The sequence below is a fragment of the Marinobacterium marinum genome (assembly GCF_013868415.1).
Lineage (GTDB): Bacteria > Pseudomonadota > Gammaproteobacteria > Pseudomonadales > Balneatricaceae > Marinobacterium > Marinobacterium marinum.
In genome coordinates this window covers 1-22714 of sequence record NZ_JACEMT010000001.1, presented here as the reverse complement: position 1 = coordinate 22714, position 22714 = coordinate 1, and the positions used below count along the sequence as shown (strand labels likewise).

Genomic DNA, 22714 nt, shown 5'->3' with positions numbered 1-22714 from the left:
CACCGTCCTGCCAAAACAAAAAAGCCCCTGCCGGTAACACCGACAGGGGCTCTGGATCAGCTCAGGAATCAGGAAACAGCGTCATCCGCTTCCAGGTCCTTCATGGACAGTTTGATACGACCACGCATATCAACATCCAGCACTTTCACCTTCACGACATCATCCATATTGACGAAGTCGGTCACCTTGTTGACACGCTCCTTGGCGATCTGGGAAATGTGTACCAGACCATCTTTACCCGGCAGGATGTTCACGAAAGCACCGAACTCTTCGATGCGAACAACCTTACCTTCGTAGATTTTGCCAATCTCGGCTTCAGCGGTGATCGCAGTTACACGATCCAGCGCCGCCTTACCCTTGGCCTTGTCGTCGGCGTAGATGCGGACAGTACCGTCATCTTCGATGTCGATCATGGCACCGGTTTCTTCGGTCAGGGCACGGATGGTCGCGCCACCTTTACCGATCAGGTCACGGATTTTCTCCGGGTTGATCTTCAGCAGCTGCATGGCCGGAGCGTTATCCGGCAGTTCCGGACGCGCATAACCAATGACTTTGGCCATCTCTTTCAGGATGTGCTTACGTGCATCCAGGGCCTGCTCCAGCGCGATTTCCATGATCTCTTCGGTAATACCGGTGATCTTGATATCCATCTGCAGTGCAGTAATACCCGCTTCGGTACCGGCAACCTTGAAGTCCATGTCACCCAGGTGGTCTTCATCACCCAGGATGTCGGTCAGGACTGCAAAGCGATCATTCTCTTTGACCAGACCCATGGCAATACCTGCCACCGGAGCCTTCAGCGGAACACCCGCATCCATCATGGACAGGGACGCGCCACACACAGAGGCCATAGAGCTGGAACCGTTGGACTCGGTGATCTCGGATACGATACGGATGGTGTACGGGAACTCTTCCTGAGTCGGCAGTACCGCAGCAACACCACGACGTGCCAGACGGCCGTGACCGATTTCGCGACGACCGGTAGCACCCATGCGGCCCGCTTCACCGACGGAGTACGGCGGGAAGTTGTAGTGCAGCATGAACGGATCTTTACGTTCGCCTTCCAGCGCATCGATGATCTGCTGATCGCGACTGGTACCCAAGGTACAGGTCGCGATGGACTGGGTCTCACCACGGGTGAACAGGGCAGAACCGTGCACACCTTTCAGCAGATCGATTTCAACATCGATACCACGAACGGTCTTGTTGTCACGACCATCGATACGCGGTTCACCGTCGATGATACGGTTACGCACAATTTCCTTTTCCAGGGAGCTGAAGATACCCGCCACTTCCTTGTCGGACGGCTGGCCTTCTTCAGAACCGGACAGTGTTTCAACCGCCTTGCTGCGCAGATCGGACAGAGCACCCTGACGCTGCATCTTGTCAGCCACCTGGTAAGCAGCGGCAATGCCTTCACCGACCAGTTCACGTACCTGAGCCACCAGGGTTTCGTTCTTGGCAGCCGGCTGCCAATCCCACTTCGGTTTACCGGCTTCGGCAACCAGTTCGTTGATGGCGTTGATCGCCACCTGCATTTCCTGATGCGCGAACAGAACGGCACCCAGCATTTCGTCTTCGGTCAATTCCTGTGCTTCGGACTCAACCATCAGCACCGCATCGCTGGTGCCCGCTACCACCATGTCCAGCTCGGACGAGGCCAGTTCTTCGTAAGTCGGGTTCAGGATATAGCCCTGGTTTTCGGTAAAGCCGACACGAGCAGCACCGATCGGTCCCAGGAAGGGGATACCGGAAATGGCCAGTGCAGCCGATGTACCGATCATCGCCGCGATATCCGGGTCATTCACCTTGTCGGCCGACATGACAGTACAGATCACCTGCACTTCATTCATATAACCTTTCGGGAACAGCGGACGAATCGGACGGTCGATCAGACGGGAGGTCAGCGTCTCTTTCTCGGACGGACGCGCTTCACGCTTGAAAAAACCACCCGGAATACGGCCTACGGCGTAGTACTTTTCCTGGTAGTGAACGGACAAAGGGAAGAAATCCTGACCTTCCTTGGCGTCACGTGCACCCACAACGGTACACAACACCTGAACACCATCCATGGTCACCATGACGGCACCGGTCGCCTGACGCGCAACCTTGCCGGTTTCGATGGTGATTTCATGTTTGCCAAACTGGAATGTCTTGCTAATCGCTTGCACGATAAAACTCCTTGTTGTCGAGTATATCCCGCCTGCTGACCAATCATTCCTCATATTCAAGCCGGTACTCATATATGCACTGATATGGCAATGGATACATGAGTACAGGCTGGATGATTGTATCGGCGGTAACGGGACCTGAATTCAAGAACCCGGATAAAACTGAGGCCATACAGTGTATGGCCTCAGTAGGGTACTGCTTAGCGACGCAGTCCGAGACGGCCGATCAGGGCCAGGTAACGGTCAGCATCTTTGCCCTTCAGGTAGTCCAGCAGCTTACGACGCTGGTTTACCATGCGGATCAGACCACGACGAGAGTGGTGGTCATGCTTGTGCGATTTGAAGTGTCCCTGCAGACCTTCGATGTTCGCAGTCAGCAGTGCAACCTGCACTTCGGTAGAACCGGTATCGCCGGTACCACGACCGAATTCGGCTACGATTGCCGCTTTTTGTTCGTTTGAAAGAGCCATTGTAATCTCCTTGATCAATATGCACACAGCAACAAGATACTGCGGATTAAAAGTCGCGCTGCACCGAGCATATTTTCAGTACAGCGTCAGTCGACCCTGATGGCCGAATCTGTCAGGACGTGCTGACCAGGCGACGAGCCCTCAGCACGCCATCGGCACCGATCTCGCCAATGCCCATGAACGTCGCATCATCTTCAGCGAACAAACGCAATTCGCCAACGAGTGAGCCCGAGTTGACGGCTCTGAAGCGTTGCCCCACCCGCATGCGATCGACCTCCGAGGCGGTCAGTTCCAACGCCGGCAATTCTGCCACGGGGCTCCAAGCCGGTAATAATAACGCATCCAGGCGCTGTTGTATGCTGTTTTCCGATTCTTCGGCACCCGGTTCGGCCAGGCGCTGCAGCTGCTCCAGCGTCATCATTTGAGAGGCATCAAAAGCCCCGGTCTGCAGACGACGCAAAACCGTTACGTGCGCCCCGCACCCCAGCAATAGTCCCAAATCTTCAACGATACTGCGGATGTAGGTGCCCTTGGAGCAGAAGATTTCCAGATCGATTTCGTCTTTTCGCAACGCCAGCAGCCTGATTTCATGGATCCACACCTGGCGCGGTTTGACCTCGACCTCAATTCCCTGACGCGCCAGCTTGTATAGTGGCTGACCATTGAGCTTGAGCGCCGAATACACCGGCGGCACCTGCTCGATTTCACCGCTGAAATGCTCATTCAACAGCGCTTCCACCTGTGCGGATGTCAAATCCCCAGGGATTGCTTTTTCCTCGGTGATGCTGCCTTCGGCATCACAGGTATCGGTACGCTGTCCCAGCTTGGCCGTCGTCAGGTAACGCTTGTCCGAATCCAGCAGGTACTGGGAAAACTTGGTCGCTTCACCCAGGCAAATCGGCAGCAGGCCGGTCGCCAATGGATCCAATGCACCGGTATGACCAGCCTTGGCCGCACCGTACAAGCGTTTGACCCGCTGCAGGGCCGAATTGGAAGACAGCCCCTGGGGCTTGTCCAACAGAAAAAGGCCGCTGATTGAGCGACCTTTTGGTTTACGGGCCATAGTATTCAATTCCCGTCAGTATCTTCGTCATCATCCGTACGCCGAGCTTCCTGCTGCCAGGCCTTTTCTATCAGACCATGCAGGTGGCGGCCGCGTTCTACACTTTCATCAAAATGGAAACGCAGTTGCGGCATTACCCGCAGCTTGATGCCGCGGGCCAGCTCGGTGCGCAGAAAACCGGCCGCGTTATTCAGGACCTGCGTGGCGTTTTTGATCGCCTCTGCCTGCGTCTGCTCGGTCTGTTCACCAAAAGCCATCACGGTGAAATAGGCATCGGCATAGCCGAGATCCTTGCTCACCTTGACGTGACTGATGGTCACCATTCCCAGCCGCGGATCCTTGATTTCACGCTGGATCAGGGCGGCCAGATCACGCTGGATCTGGTCCCCTACCCGGTCTGTTCGTTTAAAGTCGCGTGCCATAATGCTCCGTTACAGCGTACGCTGCACTTCCACGGTGTCGAACACTTCGATCTGGTCACCGACCTTCACGTCGTTGTAGTTCTTCACCCCGATACCACATTCCATACCCTGACGTACTTCAGGCACGGCATCCTTGAAGCGGCGCAGAGATTCCAGCTCGCCTTCATAGATCACCACGTTATCACGCAAGACTCGAATGCGCTTGTTACGGTATACGGTGCCATCCGTTACCATACAGCCGGCAATCGCGCCCAGTTTCGGCGAGCGGAAGACATCACGTACTTCGGCAATACCGACAATTTCTTCACGGTATTCCGGCGCCAACAGACCGGTCATGGCCTGTTTAACATCATCAATGATGTCATAGATAACGCTGTAGTAACGCAGCTCCAGTTCTTCACGTTCGACCAGGGCCTTGGCCTGGTTGTCGGCACGAACGTTGAAGCCGACCAGAATTGCCGAAGAGGCCAGGGCCAGGTTGGCGTCGGTCTCGGCGATACCGCCAACGCCGCTGGAGACGATGTTCACCTTCACTTCGTCGGTAGACAGCTCTTCCAGCGACTGGATGATCGCCTCCAAAGAACCGCGCACATCCGCTTTCAGCACGATGTTCAGCGATTTCACGTCGCCGGCCTGCATGTTTTCGAACAGGTTCTCCAGCTTGGCTTTCTGCTGACGCGCCAATTTCACTTCGCGGTACTTGCCTTGGCGGAACAGCGCCACTTCACGCGCCTTTTTCTCGCTGGATACTACGGTGAATTCCTCACCCGCATCCGGTGTTCCGTCAAGCCCCAGGATCTCGACCGGAATAGCCGGTCCTGCCGCTTCAATCGGCTTGCCGTTCTCATCCAGCATGGCACGTACGCGACCGTAATGCAGACCTGCCAGTACGATGTCGCCCTTGTGCAAGGTACCGTTCTGGACCAACAGGGTCGATACGGAACCGCGCCCTTTATCCACACGGGATTCAACCACAACGCCCTGACCCGGCGCATCCTTGACCGCTGTCAGCTCAAGCAGTTCGGCCTGCAGCAGGATAGCGTCCAGCAGGGCATCAATGCCTTCACCGCTCTTGGCAGAGACATGGGTAAACTGAACATCGCCACCCCAGTCTTCAGGCAGCACGTCCCGCTGCGCCAGTTCGTTCTTGACACGATCCGGATCCGCTTCTTCCTTATCGATCTTGTTCACCGCCACAACCAGAGGCACTCCGGCCGCCTTGGCGTGCTGAACCGCTTCCTCGGTCTGCGGCATAACACCATCATCGGCTGCCACGACCAGTACCACGATATCGGTCAACTGGGCACCGCGCGCACGCATGGCAGTAAAGGCCGCGTGTCCCGGTGTATCCAGGAAGGTCACCATGCCGTTATCGGTTTCAACATGATAAGCACCGATATGCTGGGTGATGCCACCCGCCTCACCGGTTGCCACCTTGGTGCGACGAATATAGTCCAGCAGCGATGTTTTACCATGGTCAACGTGACCCATTACGGTTACGACCGGTGCACGGCCAACCTTTTCACCCTGAGCAGCCTGTACGCTCTCGATCAGTGCATCTTCGATCGCGTTTTCCTGCATCGGGATCGCCTTGTGACCCATCTCCTCAACCACCAGAACCGCCGTATCCTGGTCCAGTACCTGGTTGATGGTCGCCATGGCACCCATCTTGAACATCGCCTTGATTACTTCGGCGGCCTTGATGGACATCTTCTTGGCCAATTCCGCGACGGTGATGCTCTCGGGGATACTCACCTCGTGCACAACCGGAGCCGTCGGCTTTTCGAAACCATGCTGGTTCTGATTGCCACCACGGCCACGGCTGTTAGCCGCTCCCGTGCGTCGACCACCCTTGCCACGACGGTTGTTGCGGTTATTGTCCTGTTCCCGGCCACCGCCCTTGCCACGACGCGGACGATCGTCATCTTCGTTGCGACGAGACTTTTCCTTGTCCTTGCGACGCGGGTTGTCATGTACAGGCTCGGCACTGGGAGCCGCCGGTTCAGCTGTCGCTGGTGCAGCCTGCTCCGGGGCAGCCGCCTGCGGGGCCTGTTCTACTGCCGGCTCAGCGGCTGCAGCCTGCGGTGCTTCGGCCTTGACCTCAGCCACTACCGCTTCAGGTGCGCTGACTTCGGCAACGGCTTCAATCGCTGCAGTCTCTTCTGCCGGCTTGGCTTCTTCTTCCAGAACCGAGCGCTTCACATAGGTGCGTTTTTTGCGCACTTCAACGCTGACGGTCTTCCGTTGCCCGGAAGCACTGGAAATTTTCAATTGCGATTTGGTTTTACGCTTCAAAGTAATTTTACTCGGCTCGGCGTCAGATTTTTCGCCGTGGCTGCGCTTCAAGTGGCTCAACAGCGACAGACGCTCTTCTTCCGAAACGCTGGAGTCAATTTTCTTACCCTGAATGCCGGCTTCCTGCATTTGCGTCAGCAGACGCTCAGCGGATACACCAACCACATCGGCAAGCTTCTTGACGGTTAATTCTGCCATCTATGTGTTCTCCTATTCCGCTGGCGTTTACTGCTCTTGCTCAAACCAGGGAGCACGGGCGGTCATGATCAGCTCGGCTGCTTTATCTTCAGTCAGCCCCTCAATCTCCAGCAGGTCTTCAATAGACTGTTCTGCCAAATCTTCCATGGTCACAATGCCGGAAGCCGCCAGCTGAAATGCCAGCGTGCGATCCATACCATCCATTGTCAGCAGGTCGTCTGCCGGTTCCGCGTCACCCAGTTGCTCTTCACTGGCGATTGCCAGGTTGATCAGGGCATCTTTTGCCCTTGCACGAAGGGCCTCAACCAGATCTTCGTCAAAGTCTTCGATCTCGAGCATCTCGTCGACCGGGACGTAAGCCACCTCTTCCAGAGAGGTAAAGCCTTCGCTTACCAGAACTTCTGCCAGCTCTTCATCAACATCCAGGTGCTTGACGAATATATCGACAACTGCACCCACCTCGGACTCTTGCTTGTCGGCCGCTTCTGCTTCCGACATCACGTTCAGGTCCCAGCCAGTCAGTTCACCGGCCAAACGTACGTTTTGTCCACTGCGCCCAATCGCCATGGCCAGGGCTTCTTCCGCTACGGCCACATCCATGGAATGGCTTTCTTCATCGATTACGATGGAAGCCACCTCGGCCGGCGCCATGGCATTGATCACCAGCTGAGCAGGGTTGTCATCCCACAGAATGATATCCACTCGCTCGCCGCCCAGCTCATTGGAAACGGCCTGGACACGAGAACCACGCATGCCGACACAGGCGCCCACCGGATCGATACGACCATCGTTGGTCTTGACCGCAATCTTGGCGCGCGCACCGGGATCACGTGCAGCCGTACGGATTTCAATCACGTCTTCGGCGATTTCAGGCACCTCAATGTTGAACAGCTCAATCAACATTTCATTGGAGGTACGGCTCAAAATCAGCTGTGGGCCACGTCCTTCACTGCGCACTTCCTGCAACACCGCACGGACACGGTCGCCCATACGGAAGCTTTCACGCGGAATCAGGTTTTCACGCGGCAGCAGCGCCTCGGCATTATTGCCCAGGTCAACGATAATATTGTCACGGGTCACTTTCTTGACAGTACCTGCCACCAGCTCACCCTTGCGGTCCTGATACTGCTCGACCACCTTGGCACGCTCAGCTTCACGCACTTTCTGCACAATAACCTGTTTGGCAGTTTGGGCAGCAATACGACCGAAGGCGACAGATTCAACCTGCTCCTCGTGCACATCACCCGGCTGCAGAGCAGGATCTATTTCATGCGCTTCTTCCAGCGTCAGTTCAGTGCCCAGTGCAGGCACCTCTTCATTGCTGACCACCAGCCAGCGACGCCAGGTCTCATAGCCGCCGGTTGCACGATCAATTACGACGCGGATATCCGCCTCTTCGTCATAGCGTTTCTTTGTAGCCGTGGCCAGAGCAACTTCTATCGCTTCAAAAATGACGCCTTTGGGCACGTCCTTTTCATTAGAAACAGCTTCTGCAACCAGTAGAATCTCTTTATTCATACGACTGCCTCGCCAAACCTCAAACCGGTATTAGAACTGGGGAATCACGTTGGCACGATCGATATAGTCGATCGGCAACAAATATTCTTCATTATCAACAACCAACAGCACCTCATCGCCTTCGACGCCGTTCAGTATGCCCTTGAACTTGCGCCGTCCCTCGAAGGGAACCCGCAGACGCAACTGCACCATATGACCGGCATATTCACTGAAGTGTTCCAGTGTAAACAACGGTCGATCCAGCCCCGGAGAAGACACTTCCAGCGTGTACTGCTCCTGGATGGGATCTTCGACATCCAGAATGCCGCTGACCTGATGACTGACACGTGCACAGTCATCAACAGTGACGCCTTCCGGCCCTTCAATAAAGATGCGCAGCGTGCTGTGGCGACCGGCGGAGTTAAACTCCAGCCCCCAAAGCTCCAGACCCAGCGCGGTTACGGCCGGCTCGATCAATTCCTGCAAGGCGTTAAGTTTGGCTGACACTGACGAAGACCTCGTTCTGGATATGCCTGAAACAAAAAATGGGCCGCTTAGGACCCATTTCTGACACGGCACCTGTGATGCCTGTTGATCATCTACGAAAAAGCCCCTAACAAGGGGCTTTTTCGTTAAATAGTGGTAGCGGGGGCTGGATTTGAACCAACGACCTTCGGGTTATGAGCCCGACGAGCTACCAGACTGCTCCACCCCGCATCAGAAACAGGTGCACATTATACACAACACCTGATCAGTTTACAAATGGTGCCGAAGGCCGGACTCGAACCGGCACGAGCATAGCTCACCACCCCCTCAAGATGGCGTGTCTACCAATTTCACCACTTCGGCTTAAACTTATTCAGCAACCGGAATATCAGTTTCCGACTGCACTGCCTGCTGACTTTCGAGCACCGGCAGTTCTTTCTGGGCTTCCGCTGCAGATTCAATCACCTCTGCCGCCGGAATACCAGCATCATTTACGCTGACAGCCTTCTGCTTGGCAAAAACGGCCAGAGCAAAGCTGGTCGCAAACACACCGGCTGCCATGATTGCAGTCAGACGTCCCAAAAAGCTGGTTGAGCCCTGACTGCCAAATACTGTCTGCGATGCACCACCACCAAAGGAAGCACCCGCTTCGGCGCCTTTGCCCTGCTGCAGCAGCACCAGAGCAACAATCGCAGCGGCCAGCAGCACATGAACGATCAGAATTACATTTTCCATCATCGATACCGTTTAGCCGGCGACTGCCGCCGCACGGCAGATCGCAATAAAGTCTTCAGCCTTCAATGATGCACCACCAATGAGACCACCATCGATATCCGGCTGAGCAAACAAGGCATCTGCATTGGCCGCATTGACACTGCCGCCATAAACAATCCGCATCTGCTCAGCAGCATCAATCGAGAGACTGCTCAAAGCCGCTCGCAGCGCCTGATGTATCTCTTGCGCCTGCTCCGGCGAAGCAGTCAAGCCAGTGCCAATCGCCCATACGGGCTCATATGCCACGACAATTCGCTCCAGCATTGTAACATCAAGGCCTGCAATCGCCTGCAGAAGCTGTTGAGAAACAACCTCTACCGCACGACCCGCCTCACGCTGCTCCAGAGTCTCACCCACACATACAACTGGGATCAACCCGGCAGCCAAGGCAGCCTGAACCTTTTCGGCCACATCCACATCAGTTTCAGCAAACAGCGAACGGCGTTCCGAATGCCCCAACACGACCAGACTGCAGCCAATATCCGCCAGCATCTCGGCGGAGATTTCTCCCGTATAGGCGCCTCCGGCATGCTGACTCATATTCTGAGCTCCCGTCGCTATCATCGTACCGGTCAATTGTTGAACAACCGACTGGAGGTAGATGAAAGGCGGACACACGCCGATATCGACACTTGCAAAAGCATCACCCGCAACACCGGAAGCCACTTCAGTCAGCAGTTCCGCATTGCGGTCCTGTAACCCGTTCATCTTCCAGTTACCGATTACCAGTGCCTTACGCATCGATATCCCCTTACGAAAGAGGCGCATATAGTATCCGAGCCGAAATCAGCTGGCAAGGCCCTGCAGTGTTTTTTCAACTCGCCGCGCCAGCTCGTCACACAGGCGTGCTACTTCGTGCCCATCCTCGCCCTCAACCATAACCCGTACTACCGGCTCAGTGCCAGAAGGACGCAGCAGCACGCGCCCCCGCTGCCCCAGCACGGCCTCAACTTCACGCACAGCCGCGACCACATCCGCGTCCTGCATGGGGTCCAGTTTTCGAGGCATTGCCACGTTAATCATGGTTTGCGGCATCTTATGCATTCCGACCTTCAGGTCGTACAGACTGCGATCGCCCTCTACCATGGCTTTAAGAACCTGCAAGGCAGCTACCAGACCATCTCCTGTGGTCGTCAGCTGCGCACAGACAATGTGCCCGGAACTTTCCCCCCCCAGCACCCAGCCACGTTGCTGCATCTGCTCAATGACGTAACGATCCCCGACCTTGGCGCGTGTAAAGGGGATGTCCAGCTGCTTAAGCGCCTGCTCCAGACCGAAGTTGGACATCAGCGTACCCACAACCCCGCCTTCCAGTTCACCCTGCTGTTGCAAAGCCGTTGCGATGATAAAAAGTATTTCATCACCATCAACCACTTCCCCTTGATGATCGACCATCATGATCCGGTCGCCATCACCATCCAACGCCAGTCCCAGATCAGCCTTTTCAGCCAGTACTACCTTCTGTAGCCGAGCGGGGTCGGTGGCACCACAGGCTTCATTGATATTCACACCATCCGGCGAAGAGGCAATTTCGATGACGTCGGCGCCCAGTTCGCTCAGCACCTTGGGCGCCACATGGTACGTGGCGCCATTGGCGCAATCGAGCACAACTCGCATGCCTTTGAGGCTAAAACGATTGTCCAGCGTACCCTTGCAGTATTCAATATAACGACCGGCCGCGTCTTCGACTCGACGTGCTTTGCCCAGCTCGGCAGAAGGCACTGTTGTCATGGCCAGATCCATCTGTGCTTCAATCGCTTCTTCAATATGGTCGGGCAGTTTCGTCCCGTCCTCCGAGAAGAACTTGATCCCGTTATCCGAATAGACATTATGGGATGCGCTGATGACAATGCCGGCATTGGCCCTGAACGTGCGGGTCAAATAGGCGACCGCAGGTGTCGGCATCGGCCCTGTCAACAACACATCAACGCCGGCTGCGGACAGGCCCGCTTCCAGTGCCGACTCGAACATGTAACCGGAAATGCGCGTATCCTTGCCGATCAGAATTTTGCTGCGGCCTTCACGAGCAAACACACACCCTGCCGCCCAGCCCAGTTTTAATACGAAATCAGGGGTGATCGGAAACTGACCTACCTCACCGCGAATACCATCAGTTCCAAAATATCGTCTGCTCACCCGTTACTCTCCTGCTGTTTCATTAATGACCGCTTCGGTCATGCGTACCACGTCAACGGTTGCTGCCACATCATGCACACGCAATATTTTGGCCCCCTTGGTCACCGCCAACGCGACGGTCGCCAGACTACCGTACAAACGCTGATCGACCGGCTTGTCCAGGGTTAACCCAACCATGGACTTGCGAGATGTACCGACCAGCAATGGGGCGCCCACATTCTGCAGACGCTCCATCCTGTTCAGCAATTCCAGATTATGTTGCAAGGTCTTGCCAAAGCCAAACCCCGGGTCCAGCAACAGGCGATTGACCGCCACTCCCGCATCCTGACAACGCTGCTGCTGATAAGACAGAAAGTGCGCCACTTCTGCAGTAACATCTTCATAGCTCGGCCGACGCTGCATGGTAGCCGGGCTACTGCCCTGCATATGCATCACGCACAGTGCCAGATCGGTGGCGGCCGCCGCCTCAAAAGCGCCAGGCCGAGAAAACGAACGTACATCGTTGAGCAGGCCGGCTCCCGCTGTTGCGGCTGCCGCCATCACCTCAGCAGCACTGGTATCCACCGACAGCACGACGTCCAATTCACGACTCAGGCGTTCAACAACCGGTATGACACGCTCCAGCTCTTCTTCAACGGGTACCGGCATTGCCCCCGGACGCGTCGACTCACCGCCGATATCAATCAGGGTCGCGCCGTCCTTGACCATCTGCTCGGCCTTTTTAAGCGCCAGCTCCACCGACAACCGCCGACCGGCATAAACACTACCACCATCCGAAAATGAGTCAGGCGTCACATTCAAAATACCCATGACCTGTGCGGTCGAAAGATCAAGCCTGCGCTCGGCGCATTGCAATACCGTCATCGTACTCATCCACGTTTACGTTCTATTTTTCACCACGGACAGGCACAAAAAAGCCGGCCACCCGGGCCGGCTTCATGATACCAGATCAATACCTGTCAGCGATCATCCGGACGCTGCCATGGGTTCGGGTCGTTATCACCGGAACCTTCCTTGCCAGAGTTATCGGCCGGCGGCTCGTCATCAGACGGCTTATCGGCATCATCAGCTGAAGCCTGCTCGTCCGAGCCACGCTGTTTCATTTCCTGCACATCACGCTCGGCCTGATCGGCACGCTCCTGCGCTTCGACCCACCCGTCCGGCGGTGAAACCTCGGTACGTGCCATCAGCTGATCCAGCTGGTCTGAACCTATGGTCTCATACTTCATCAACGCTTCTGCCATGGCATCCAGGATATCGCGGTTGTCATGCAGAATCTGTGAAGCTTTCTGGTAGCACCCATCAATGATTCGTTTTACTTCGGCATCAATGCGCTTCTGCGTCTCTTCAGACATCGGCTTGCTGCCCTGCCCCATACCGCGGCCAAAAGGATCATCATCTTCTTCACCGTACAGTAGCGGGCCCAGCTCTTCACTCAGCCCCCACTTGGTGACCATATTGCGTGCCAGTGAGGTTGCCTTCTGGATATCATTGGATGCTCCGGTGGTCACCCCTTCCTTGCCCAGTGTCATTTCCTCAGCCAGACGACCACCGTAGAGCGAACAAATCTGAGAAATAATCCACTGACGACTATGGCTGTAACGATCTTCCTCCGGCAGGAACATGGTGACCCCCAGCGCACGGCCACGCGGGATAATCGACACCTTGTACACCGGGTCATGCTCCGGCATGACGCGACCAATAATCGCGTGACCGGCCTCATGATAGGCCGTATTAAGGCGCTCCTTGTAAGACATGACCATGGACTTGCGTTCAGCCCCCATCATGATCTTATCCTTGGCCTGTTCGAACTGTTCCATGCCAACCGTACGGCGATTGTTACGCGCGGCAAACAGTGCAGCCTCGTTCACCAGGTTGGCCAGATCCGCACCGGAGAAGCCCGGCGTACCCCGAGCAATAAGCTCCGGCTTGACGTCATCACCCAGTGGCACCTTGCGCATGTGCACTTTGAGAATCTGTTCACGACCACGAATATCCGGCAAGCCTACATGTACCTGACGGTCGAAACGACCCGGTCGCAGCAGCGCAGGGTCCAGTACGTCAGGGCGGTTGGTAGCCGCAATCACGATGATGCCCTCAGTCCCTTCGAAACCGTCCATCTCAACCAGCAACTGGTTAAGTGTCTGTTCGCGCTCGTCGTTACCGCCTCCCATGCCGACACCACGGTGACGCCCCACAGCATCGATCTCATCGATAAAAATGATACAGGGCGCATGTTTTTTCGCCTGATCAAACATGTCACGCACACGAGATGCACCAACACCGACAAACATCTCCACGAAGTCGGAGCCCGAAATGCTGAAGAAAGGCACCCGTGCCTCACCGGCAATTGCTTTCGCCAACAGCGTCTTACCGGTACCCGGGGAGCCCGCCATCAACACGCCACGCGGAATATGCCCGCCCAGACGCTGAAACTTGCCGGGATCACGCAGGTAATCAACCAGTTCCTTGACCTCTTCCTTCGCTTCTTCGACACCCGCCACGTCATCAAAGGTGGTTTTGATCTGGTCTTCACTCATCATCCGCGCCTTGGACTTGCCAAACGACATCGGGCCGCCCTTGCCGCCTCCGCCGCCCTGCATCTGACGCATGAAGAACATGAACACGGCAATGATCACCAGGATCGGGAATGAAGCCACCAGCAACTGCGTCCAGATACTCTGGCGCTCCGGCTGCTTGCCTTCAATCACGACATTATGCTGCAACAGGTCATCGATCAGCTTGGGGTCCTGAACAGCCGGGCGCACAGTCTCGAAACGCTCACCATTGCTGCGCTGACCAACAATGGTGTAACCATCAATGGTCACCTTGTCTACCCGATCCGCCTGTACTTCGGCCACAAAGTCGGAATAGCTCAGCTTGCCACCCTCGTTTTCGGCACTGAAATTGTTGAAGACGGTCAGCAGCACTGCTGCAATCACCAGCCACAACACCAGATTTTTTGCCATATCGTTCAATGGAACACCCTCTGTTCTCTCAATTCTGTCGGCCGCTTGTGATTGCCACTGTTACTGAATAAGCACCGCTTCGCAACCTGTTTTATCGTTGAACGCAACTTGTGCGCCTTCGAGCAGATACCCGAGCACAGCTCATGCACTGATATTTCGATCGATACGAGGCAAAAATGTTCCTCGCAACACACCCGCCAGCCCTCAAAAACAACCGCTTGACCCCGGACGCCTGTCGGCGGCTACTCAGCCCCGCAGGACTCAGGTAAAATAGCTGTTTATTTGATCAACGGGGCTATTCCCCCAATCAAGAGGCACCATATTCTAGTATGAGCTTGACGCCTGAGCAAAAGAAGCATTTCCGCACCCTGGGCCACAACCTGAACCCGATCGTCATGGTGGCCGGTAACGGCCTGTCCGAGAACATTCAGTTGGAAGTGGACCGCGCACTCGAAGACCACGAACTGATCAAGGTGAAGTTTTCCGTCGGCGACCGCACGGTCAAGAAAAACATGATCCGCGAACTCTGCGCCATTGTGGAGGCCGAACTGGTACAGGAAATCGGCAATATCGCACTGTTGTATCGCGCCGCCCAAGACCCCAACCCCAAGCTCTCCAACCTGATGCGCTGAGCTGCACATATAAAAAAACCGCCGATCACCGGCGGTTTTTTTTCACCTTGGCGTGACTCAAATGTGAGCCACGGCAGAGATTTCGTACTCGGTCATCCCAGAAGGGGTCTGTACCGCAGCAACATCACCCTCTTCCTTTCCCACCAGAGCTCGTGCTATCGGCGAGTTAACGGATATCTTGCCCTGCTTGATATCCGCTTCGTCATCACCCACGATCTGATAACGCACTTCTTCATCCGTGTCGATATTGATCAACTCGACCGTGGTTCCGAAGATAACCTTACCCGTATGCGGAATGTCGGTGACATCAATCACCTGTGCCTGCGACAGCTTATACTCCAGTTCACGGATACGGCCTTCGATAAAGCCCTGTTGCTCACGTGCAGCATGGTATTCGGCATTTTCCTTGAGATCACCATGCTCACGCGCTTCTGCAATCGCCGCAATGACGGCGGGGCGCTGAACCGACTTGAGGTCGCTCAACTCTTCCCGCAGTCTTTTTTCACCGATAACGGTCATCGGCACACGTTTCATTTTGCAACTCCTGTATGCAAATCCTGCAGCCGACGAACGGTTTTTTCCTCTCCGTACTTCAGCGCTTCTGCTGTTGCTGCAGCGCCCGCCAGGGTCGTGGTATAAGGAACCTTGTGCTGCAGTGCGGAACGACGAATTTCAGCCGAATCGGCAATCGCTTTACGACCCTCAGTGGTGTTGATCACGTAGCTGATCTCACCATTTTTGATCATGTCGACGATATTCGGACGTCCTTCAGCCACCTTATTGACACGGGTCACCTGCAAGCCGGACTCTTCCAGCAACGCCGCAGTGCCCGCCGTTGCCACGATAGCAAAGCCCAGCTCCGCCAGATCCTGAGCAACGGATACAACGGCTGCCTTATCCACATCACGCACCGAGATGAACGCCTTACCCGTAGCCGACGGCATTTTTTCGCCCGCACCGATCTGCGCTTTCATGAAGGCTTCACCAAAGGTTGCACCCGTTCCCATGACTTCGCCGGTCGATTTCATTTCTGGCCCAAGGATGGGGTCAACACCCTGGAACTTGTTGAACGGGAATACCGCTTCCTTCACGTTGAAGAAGGTCGGCACGATCTCTTCGGTAAAGCCCAGCTCCTGCAGAGTTTTGCCCGTCATGACGCGCGCGGCAACAGCCGCCAGCGAGGTACCGATACACTTGGAAACAAAGGGTACGGTACGTGAGGCACGCGGGTTAACCTCGATCACGTAGATTTCGCCGTCCTGATATGCCAGCTGGACGTTCATCAGACCGACAACACCCAGTTCCAGCGCCATCTTGCGGACCATCTCGCGCATATCGTCCTGCACCTCTGCCGCCAGACTGTACGGCGGGAAGGAACATGCGGAGTCACCGGAGTGGACACCGGCCTGTTCGATATGCTGCATGATGGCACCGATCACCACGGTTTTACCATCGCTGACCGCATCGATATCGATTTCAACCGCCGCATTCAGGAAGTGATCCAGCAGTACCGGCGCATCGTTGGATACCTGAACCGCCGTAGTCATGTAGCGACGCAGTTCATCTTCCTTGTAAACGATTTCCATGGCACGTCCGCCCAGTACGTAGGACGGACGAACCACCAGCGGATAACCGATCTTGCCGGCTTCAACAATGGCCTCTTCCATGCTGCGCACGGTCGCGTTTTCCGGCTGCTTCAGCCCCAGACGCTTGAGCATCTGCTGGAACTGTTCACGGTCTTCCGCACGATCAATCGCTTCCGGGCTGGTACCGATAATCGGCACGCCGGCCTGCTCCAGGGCAACCGCCAGTTTAAGCGGTGTCTGACCACCATACTGTACGATCACACCCTTGGGTTTTTCGATATGGGCGATTTCCAGCACGTCTTCCAGCGTAATCGGCTCGAAATACAGGCGATCGGAAGTGTCATAGTCGGTGGAAACCGTTTCCGGGTTACAGTTGACCATGATGGTTTCGTAACCATCTTCACGAGCAGCCAATGCGGCATGTACACAGCAGTAGTCAAACTCGATGCCCTGACCGATACGGTTCGGACCACCACCGATGACCATGATTTTTTCACGATCAGACGGATTGGCTTCGCACTCTTCCTCATAGGAGGAGTACATGTATGCGGTATCCGTCGCAAATTCGGCGGCACAGGTATCCACCCGCTTGAAGACCGGGCGCACACCCAGGCTCTGACGCTGCTTGCGGAACTGCTTTTCACTCACGCCCAACAGACGCGCCAGACGGGCATCCGAGAAGCCCTTGCGCTTAAGACGGAAGATCTGATCCTTGCCCAGCTCGCTCAGAGCCGTTTCAGATACGCGCTGCTCATCCTTGATCAGGTCTTCGATCTGCACCAGGAACCAGGGATCAACGCCGCTCAGCTTGTAGATTTCATCGACGCTCATGCCCAGACGGAACGCATCACCGATATACCAGATACGCTCGGCACCCGGCTGAGTCAGCTCGGCAACGATGGTGTCACGCGCGTCTTCAGCTTTCAGGTCCACAATCGGATCAAAGCCGGTAGCACCCACTTCCAGGCCCCGCAGCGCTTTCTGCAGGGATTCCTGCTGCGAACGGCCGATGGCCATCACTTCGCCCACGGACTTCATCTGAGTGGTCAGGCGGCTGTTAGCCTGCGGGAATTTCTCGAAGGTGAAACGCGGGATCTTGGTAACAACGTAGTCGATGGACGGCTCGAAAGACGCCGGGGTGCGGCCGCCGGTGATGTCGTTCTGCAGCTCATCCAGAGTGTAACCCACCGCCAGTTTGGCCGCGATTTTAGCAATCGGGAAACCAGTGGCCTTGGAAGCCAGTGCGGATGAACGGGATACACGCGGGTTCATTTCAATCACGACGACACGACCCGTCTGCGGATCAACACCGAACTGGACATTGGAACCACCGGTTTCCACGCCGATTTCACGTAATACCGCGATCGATGCATTACGCATGATCTGGTATTCCTTGTCCGTCAAGGTCTGTGCCGGTGCAACCGTGATCGAGTCACCGGTGTGCACACCCATGGCATCAAAGTTTTCAATGGAGCAGATGATGATGCAGTTGTCGTTTTTGTCACGTACAACCTCCATCTCGTACTCTTTCCAACCGATCAGTGATTCATCGATCAACAGCTCGTTGGTCGGCGAGAGGTCAAGGCCTCGCTCACAGATTTCGAGGAACTCTTCACGGTTATAGGCAATGCCGCCACCCGAACCACCCATGGTGAACGAGGGACGAATGATCGCCGGAAAACCGATGGAGTCCAGCACCTGCAGGGCTTCTTCCATACTGTGCGCAATCGCGGAGCGCGGGCACTCCAGACCAATGTTTTTCATCGCCTTGTCAAAGCGTTCACGGTCTTCCGCCTTGTCGATGGCATCCTGGGTGGCACCGATCATTTCCACACCGAATTCAGCCAGCACGCCTTCACGGTCCAGGTCCAGCGCACAGTTCAGCGCGGTCTGACCACCCATAGTCGGCAGCAGCGCATCCGGGCGCTCTTTTTCAATAATCTTGGCAACAGTTTTCCAGTTGATGGGCTCGATGTAGGTTGCATCCGCCATCACCGGGTCTGTCATGATGGTCGCCGGGTTGGAGTTCACCAGGATGACCCGGTAGCCTTCTTCACGCAGCGCCTTACAGGCCTGGGCACCGGAATAGTCGAATTCACACGCCTGACCGATCACGATCGGGCCTGCTCCAAGGATGAGAATACTGTTTATGTCCGTACGTTTTGGCATCTGTCTTAACCGGTCGTCTCTGTTACTGTCACTGACTTGTCAGGGGGCTATCAGGCCTTGCGGGCCTTCATCTGTTCGATAAAGCGATCGAACAGCGGAGCCACATCGTTCGGCCCCGGGCTTGCTTCAGGATGTCCCTGGAAGCTGAACGCAGGCACGTCAGTGCGCTCGATCCCCTGCAGTGATCCGTCGAACAGGGATTTATGGGTTGCGCGCAGGTTGTCCGGCAATGAGTCTTCATCAACGGCAAAACCGTGGTTCTGGCTGGTGATCATCACATGCTTGCGATCCAGATCCTGAACCGGGTGGTTCGCGCCATGATGGCCAAACTTCATTTTCACGGTCTGAGCACCTGACGCCAGGGCCAGCAGCTGATGCCCCAGACAAATACCAAACACCGGCAGACCACTGGTCAGCAACTCTCGAATGGCAGTAATGGCGTAAGTACAAGGCTCGGGGTCACCCGGTCCATTGGAGAGGAATACACCGTCCGGGTTAAGGGCCAGCACGTCAGCAGCGGGGGTCTGCGCGGGCACTACGGTCAGGCGACAGCCACGCTCGACCAGCATACGAAGGATGTTGTGTTTGACTCCAAAGTCATAGGCCACCACATGGAACGGCAAGTCGCTATCCGCACGATCTTCATGACCCACACCCAGCTGCCAGCTGGTTGAACGCCAGGCATAGTTTTCATCGACGGTAACTTCTCGGGCCAGGTCCATACCCTTCAATCCAGGAAACGCGCGCGCCGCTTCCAGAGCCTTGGTTTCGTCCAGAGAATCGCCTGCCATGATGCACCCGTTCTGGGCACCTTTTTCACGCAGAATGCGGGTCAGGCGGCGGGTATCGATATCCGCGATACCGACAATACCGTTGGCCTTCAGGTACTCGTCCAGGGTCTGTTCTGAACGGAAGTTGCTGGCCAGCAACGGCAGGTCACGAATGACAAGTCCGGCAGCCCATGTCTGAGTGGATTCGGCATCTTCGGCGTTCACGCCGGTATTGCCAATATGCGGATAGGTAAGGGTCACAATTTGGCGACAGTAGGAAGGATCCGTCAGAATTTCCTGATAGCCGGTCATCGAGGTGTTGAATACCACCTCTCCACTGGACTCACCATCGGCGCCAATTGCTATTCCCCTGAAAATACTACCGTCTTCAAGGGCTAGAATGGCTGGTCGCGTCAATTGAACCTCCCCGCGCGTGCGCTGCTTTATATGTCTGGACAGTTGGATGGTATACGTGCAAAAAAGCGAGGTAAAACCGGACGCTTACCTCGCTTCTATTAAATCTGGCTGTTTACAACCTGCATTCGTAGCAGGATAACCCCCGCATTCTAGACGATCCCGCTGTCAGAGTCACGTGCGAAACGCACGGGGACGTCATCGGAGCGTCACAGAATATTCATATACTGTTGCATCATACCAACAAATTCTCTCACAGGCCCGTGATGAAAATATCTACTCTGGCACGGCTTTCGTCCCTGGTTCTCCTGCTGATGCTGGCCGCCCTCGCTGTTTCCGTCATCGGATCACTGATGCAACTGGACAAGTCCTTTCGCAACAACACTCATTACCAGCACTATACACTGGATATTCAAAACCGGATCGAACAGCCGACACAGCGCTACCTTTCTTCAGGTGATGCCAACGAGCTGGCACAAGCCGAAAAAGGCATCAAAACCGCCCTTGATGGCAATGACAACATGCTTTGGCTCGACGACGGCATTCGCCGCCCCATTGAAGAGAGCCTGTCTCGTCTGCAAACGGAAGTCTTACCCGAGCTTAGAGCCGCCGGAAAGCTGGCCGAGCCTCAGGCACTGCTGATCAATAACGAACGCGAGCTTGCCTATGGCCTGAACAGCCTCAACGAATACGCGCTGCAGGCACCATCCGAGCCCGAGCAGCAACGCTTGGCGCTCCACTACCTGCGCCTCGGTTCTCAGCTATTGTCCGAGCTTCACCACCTGACGCTGCTGCGTCAGAGTTATTTTGCTCGCCTGGACAACGATACACTCCGCTCCATTGAACAGCACCTGCAGCAAATGCATACAACAGCAGAAAGCATTCATTCACTGAAGCCACTGGGACTCTATACCATCACGGAGGCAGACCCCATGGCGGAGCTGATGGGCTGGGATACCGTCCAAAACCGGGTCGAACTCGGTGAAGAGCCACGCACACAAATTTACACACTGGTCAGCCGCTATCCCAAAGAACTACAAAATGCAGGCAAGCTGGGACAGTTGAAACAGCAGGGACAGCAACTGGCCGGCAGCGCCCTGCTCGACCTCAAACAGGCACTGGAACAGGTGGAGCAATCGGTGAACGCCTCCTACCAGGCAACCCTGGATAACACCTATTGGATTTTAGGGATATCCGTGCTTTTACTGCTCCTTATCGGCTCTCTGATGGGCCTGCTCCTGAATCGACTGGCCGCTCTCATCAGCATGACGTGCCACGTCATCTCTCAACTGGCCGCCGGCGACCTCAATGGGCACATCCATTTCAACAGCCGTTTCGACGAAGCACAAAGTCTGGGCCAGGCCCTGGCCAAGCTGCAACTCTACTTCAAGCAGCTAATCAGTGAAATCGGTCAACAAACCGTCCAACTGGCGGCACTTCAAGCTCGCGCAACCGACAGTTCCGCATTGATTGAGGATGTTGCGCAACAACAGCAGCGTCAAACCACCGATTCCGCCGCACAGATGCTGCAACTCACCAACTCCTACCAGGACGTTGCCAACAGCGCGGGCCATACCAGCACTGCTACACTCCGTGTACAGCAGCAGGTACAGCAGAGCAATGACCATATCATCCAGACAAGCCACTACGCCCAGCAATTAAGTGAGGAGGCAGGGCGCACCGAAAGCAGCATCGAGCAGCTCCGCCTGGACACTCTGGCCATCGGCGAAGTATTGACCGTGATTCACGGTTTTGCCGAACAGACCAATCTGCTGGCACTTAATGCCGCTATCGAAGCAGCACGGGCAGGCAATGCAGGCAGGGGCTTTGCCGTTGTCGCCGATGAGGTCCGTAACCTCGCCAACAATACCGCCCAGTCTGCCGAACAGATTCAGGCTATCATCAACAAGCTGAATGATGCTTCATTGACAGCCAGCAACTGTATCGAGACCCAAAAAACGCTGGTCGACGCCACAGTAACAGCCATTCAGGAAGCCCGAGAATCCGTACACGCAATAGACAACGCAATTACGGAAATTGCCGACATGAACGCTATGATCGCGACCGCCACCGAACAACAGTCGCAAACAACGGCACATATCCAGACGACCATCGATCTCAGCGCTTCTCTGGCGGGTGACGCTGCCAATGAAGCCAACAACAACCGCCATTTGGCTCTTGAGCTGGAGAATATCAGCCATTCACTGAACCGAATGATCAGCCGATTTAGTCAGGAGAAGGCAGGAGAAGGCAGGAAATAATAATTAAAATCAGCTACATACTTGACACATACGGTCGTTAATGAAAGAATGCGCATCACTTGCCCAGATAGCTCAGTCGGTAGAGCAGGGGATTGAAAATCCCCGTGTCGGTGGTTCGATTCCGCCTCTGGGCACCAAAATTCCGAAGGCCTGCATTCATTGCAGGCCTTTTTTTATGCCTGAATCCACCATCTTCCACCATCCCCCCTGCAACAAGCTCACTTTCCTCTTTCCCTGCCTTTTAGCACTTCACTTTGCCCTCACGCCAGACGCCATACGGCGTATCTACAGCTCTCCACGTATCCATGATACCGGCTTCAGGATAAAACCCGTACAGACCCCTGGTGGGATTCCCATGTCGATTTGACGGCGGCCAACCTCCTCCTGCCGACTCAACGCGC

Annotated in this window: 17 protein-coding genes and 3 tRNA genes; 3 read left to right on the top strand and 17 right to left on the bottom strand. The window is 55.5% G+C overall.

Annotation, left to right across the window (positions count from 1 at the left end):
- Nucleotides 1-68: 68 nt before the first annotated feature.
- From pnp to ftsH, 14 genes are all read right to left on the bottom strand, one after another.
- Nucleotides 69-2171, bottom strand: a complete 2103-nt coding sequence (pnp, locus tag H1S06_RS00100; RefSeq protein WP_181736257.1) for a polyribonucleotide nucleotidyltransferase — start codon at nt 2169-2171, stop codon at nt 69-71.
- A 200-nt stretch (nt 2172-2371) separates the two neighbouring features.
- On the bottom strand, nt 2372-2641 hold the full coding sequence (rpsO, locus tag H1S06_RS00095) for a 30S ribosomal protein S15 (RefSeq protein WP_181736256.1): 270 nt from the start codon (nt 2639-2641) through the stop codon (nt 2372-2374).
- Between the two features lie 112 nt (nt 2642-2753).
- Complete coding sequence (truB, locus tag H1S06_RS00090; RefSeq protein ID WP_181736255.1) at nt 2754-3704, bottom strand: tRNA pseudouridine(55) synthase TruB; 951 nt, start codon at nt 3702-3704, stop codon at nt 2754-2756.
- A 5-nt stretch (nt 3705-3709) separates the two neighbouring features.
- Nucleotides 3710-4126 (bottom strand): 30S ribosome-binding factor RbfA, encoded by a 417-nt coding sequence (rbfA, locus tag H1S06_RS00085; RefSeq protein WP_181736254.1) that lies wholly within the window; start codon nt 4124-4126, stop codon nt 3710-3712.
- Nucleotides 4127-4135: 9 nt separating this feature from the next.
- Nucleotides 4136-6619 (bottom strand): translation initiation factor IF-2, encoded by a 2484-nt coding sequence (gene infB, locus H1S06_RS00080; RefSeq protein ID WP_181736253.1) that lies wholly within the window; start codon nt 6617-6619, stop codon nt 4136-4138.
- Between the two features lie 27 nt (nt 6620-6646).
- Nucleotides 6647-8137 carry a transcription termination factor NusA gene (gene nusA / locus H1S06_RS00075; RefSeq protein WP_181736252.1) on the bottom strand — a complete coding sequence of 497 codons (1491 nt, stop codon included), beginning with the start codon at nt 8135-8137 and terminating at the stop codon, nt 6647-6649.
- 30 nt (nt 8138-8167) lie between these two features.
- Nucleotides 8168-8623: a ribosome maturation factor RimP gene (gene rimP / locus H1S06_RS00070; RefSeq protein WP_181736251.1), complete on the bottom strand. Its 456-nt coding sequence runs from the start codon at nt 8621-8623 to the stop codon at nt 8168-8170.
- 133 nt (nt 8624-8756) lie between these two features.
- Nucleotides 8757-8833 (bottom strand) — tRNA-Met (locus H1S06_RS00065).
- Between the two features lie 46 nt (nt 8834-8879).
- A tRNA-Leu gene (locus H1S06_RS00060) sits at nt 8880-8965 on the bottom strand.
- Between the two features lie 6 nt (nt 8966-8971).
- Nucleotides 8972-9337 (bottom strand): preprotein translocase subunit SecG, encoded by a 366-nt coding sequence (gene secG, locus H1S06_RS00055; protein ID WP_181736250.1) that lies wholly within the window; start codon nt 9335-9337, stop codon nt 8972-8974.
- A 12-nt stretch (nt 9338-9349) separates the two neighbouring features.
- Nucleotides 9350-10117, bottom strand: a complete 768-nt coding sequence (gene tpiA / locus H1S06_RS00050) for a triose-phosphate isomerase (protein WP_181736249.1) — start codon at nt 10115-10117, stop codon at nt 9350-9352.
- Between the two features lie 45 nt (nt 10118-10162).
- Nucleotides 10163-11512 (bottom strand): phosphoglucosamine mutase, encoded by a 1350-nt coding sequence (glmM, locus tag H1S06_RS00045; RefSeq protein WP_181736248.1) that lies wholly within the window; start codon nt 11510-11512, stop codon nt 10163-10165.
- Nucleotides 11513-11515: 3 nt separating this feature from the next.
- The gene (gene folP / locus H1S06_RS00040; RefSeq protein WP_220183691.1) at nt 11516-12376 is read right to left on the bottom strand and encodes a dihydropteroate synthase; all 861 of its coding nucleotides are present in this window, start codon (nt 12374-12376) and stop codon (nt 11516-11518) included.
- A 95-nt stretch (nt 12377-12471) separates the two neighbouring features.
- Nucleotides 12472-14481 (bottom strand): ATP-dependent zinc metalloprotease FtsH, encoded by a 2010-nt coding sequence (gene ftsH, locus H1S06_RS00035; RefSeq protein WP_181736246.1) that lies wholly within the window; start codon nt 14479-14481, stop codon nt 12472-12474.
- Between the two features lie 329 nt (nt 14482-14810).
- Between ftsH and H1S06_RS00030 the strand changes: the two genes are divergently transcribed.
- Nucleotides 14811-15113: a YhbY family RNA-binding protein gene (locus tag H1S06_RS00030; RefSeq protein WP_181736245.1), complete on the top strand. Its 303-nt coding sequence runs from the start codon at nt 14811-14813 to the stop codon at nt 15111-15113.
- 57 nt (nt 15114-15170) lie between these two features.
- On the opposite strand, the gene greA is transcribed toward H1S06_RS00030, so the two are convergent.
- From greA to carA, 3 genes are read right to left on the bottom strand one after another with little or no spacing between them, the layout of a single operon-like run.
- Nucleotides 15171-15647, bottom strand: coding sequence for a transcription elongation factor GreA (gene greA, locus H1S06_RS00025; RefSeq protein ID WP_181736244.1), 477 nt, complete (start codon nt 15645-15647; stop codon nt 15171-15173).
- The gene (gene carB, locus H1S06_RS00020; RefSeq protein WP_181736243.1) at nt 15644-18868 is read right to left on the bottom strand and encodes a carbamoyl-phosphate synthase large subunit; all 3225 of its coding nucleotides are present in this window, start codon (nt 18866-18868) and stop codon (nt 15644-15646) included. The genes greA and carB overlap by 4 nt, the downstream gene beginning before the upstream one ends.
- A gap of 50 nt (nt 18869-18918) precedes the next feature.
- Nucleotides 18919-20055, bottom strand: a complete 1137-nt coding sequence (gene carA, locus H1S06_RS00015) for a glutamine-hydrolyzing carbamoyl-phosphate synthase small subunit (RefSeq protein WP_181736242.1) — start codon at nt 20053-20055, stop codon at nt 18919-18921.
- Between the two features lie 263 nt (nt 20056-20318).
- Here carA and H1S06_RS00010 point away from each other — a divergent pair, with 263 nt between their 5' ends.
- Together H1S06_RS00010 and H1S06_RS00005 are read left to right on the top strand one after the other, a co-directional pair.
- Entirely contained in the window at nt 20319-22313 is a 1995-nt protein-coding gene (locus H1S06_RS00010) for a methyl-accepting chemotaxis protein (RefSeq protein ID WP_181736241.1), read from the top strand.
- A gap of 61 nt (nt 22314-22374) precedes the next feature.
- Nucleotides 22375-22450: transfer RNA gene (locus tag H1S06_RS00005), tRNA-Phe, on the top strand.
- Nucleotides 22451-22714 lie beyond the last annotated feature (264 nt).

Excerpts from the sequence above, each read along its gene's own strand:
- secG (WP_181736250.1), bottom strand. The coding sequence starts at position 9,337 with ATGGAAAATGTAATTCTGATCGTTCATGTGCTGCTGGCCGCTGCGATT.
- H1S06_RS00030 (WP_181736245.1), top strand. The coding sequence starts at position 14,811 with ATGAGCTTGACGCCTGAGCAAAAGAAGCATTTCCGCACCCTGGGCCAC.
- greA (WP_181736244.1), bottom strand. The coding sequence starts at position 15,647 with ATGAAACGTGTGCCGATGACCGTTATCGGTGAAAAAAGACTGCGGGAA.
- H1S06_RS00010 (WP_181736241.1), top strand. The coding sequence starts at position 20,319 with ATGAAAATATCTACTCTGGCACGGCTTTCGTCCCTGGTTCTCCTGCTG.
- ftsH (WP_181736246.1), bottom strand. The coding sequence starts at position 14,481 with ATGGCAAAAAATCTGGTGTTGTGGCTGGTGATTGCAGCAGTGCTGCTG.
- nusA (WP_181736252.1), bottom strand. The coding sequence starts at position 8,137 with ATGAATAAAGAGATTCTACTGGTTGCAGAAGCTGTTTCTAATGAAAAG.
- infB (WP_181736253.1), bottom strand. The coding sequence starts at position 6,619 with ATGGCAGAATTAACCGTCAAGAAGCTTGCCGATGTGGTTGGTGTATCC.
- tpiA (WP_181736249.1), bottom strand. The coding sequence starts at position 10,117 with ATGCGTAAGGCACTGGTAATCGGTAACTGGAAGATGAACGGGTTACAG.
- carB (WP_181736243.1), bottom strand. The coding sequence starts at position 18,868 with ATGCCAAAACGTACGGACATAAACAGTATTCTCATCCTTGGAGCAGGC.
- truB (WP_181736255.1), bottom strand. The coding sequence starts at position 3,704 with ATGGCCCGTAAACCAAAAGGTCGCTCAATCAGCGGCCTTTTTCTGTTG.
- rbfA (WP_181736254.1), bottom strand. The coding sequence starts at position 4,126 with ATGGCACGCGACTTTAAACGAACAGACCGGGTAGGGGACCAGATCCAG.
- rpsO (WP_181736256.1), bottom strand. The coding sequence starts at position 2,641 with ATGGCTCTTTCAAACGAACAAAAAGCGGCAATCGTAGCCGAATTCGGT.
- folP (WP_220183691.1), bottom strand. The coding sequence starts at position 12,376 with ATGACGGTATTGCAATGCGCCGAGCGCAGGCTTGATCTTTCGACCGCA.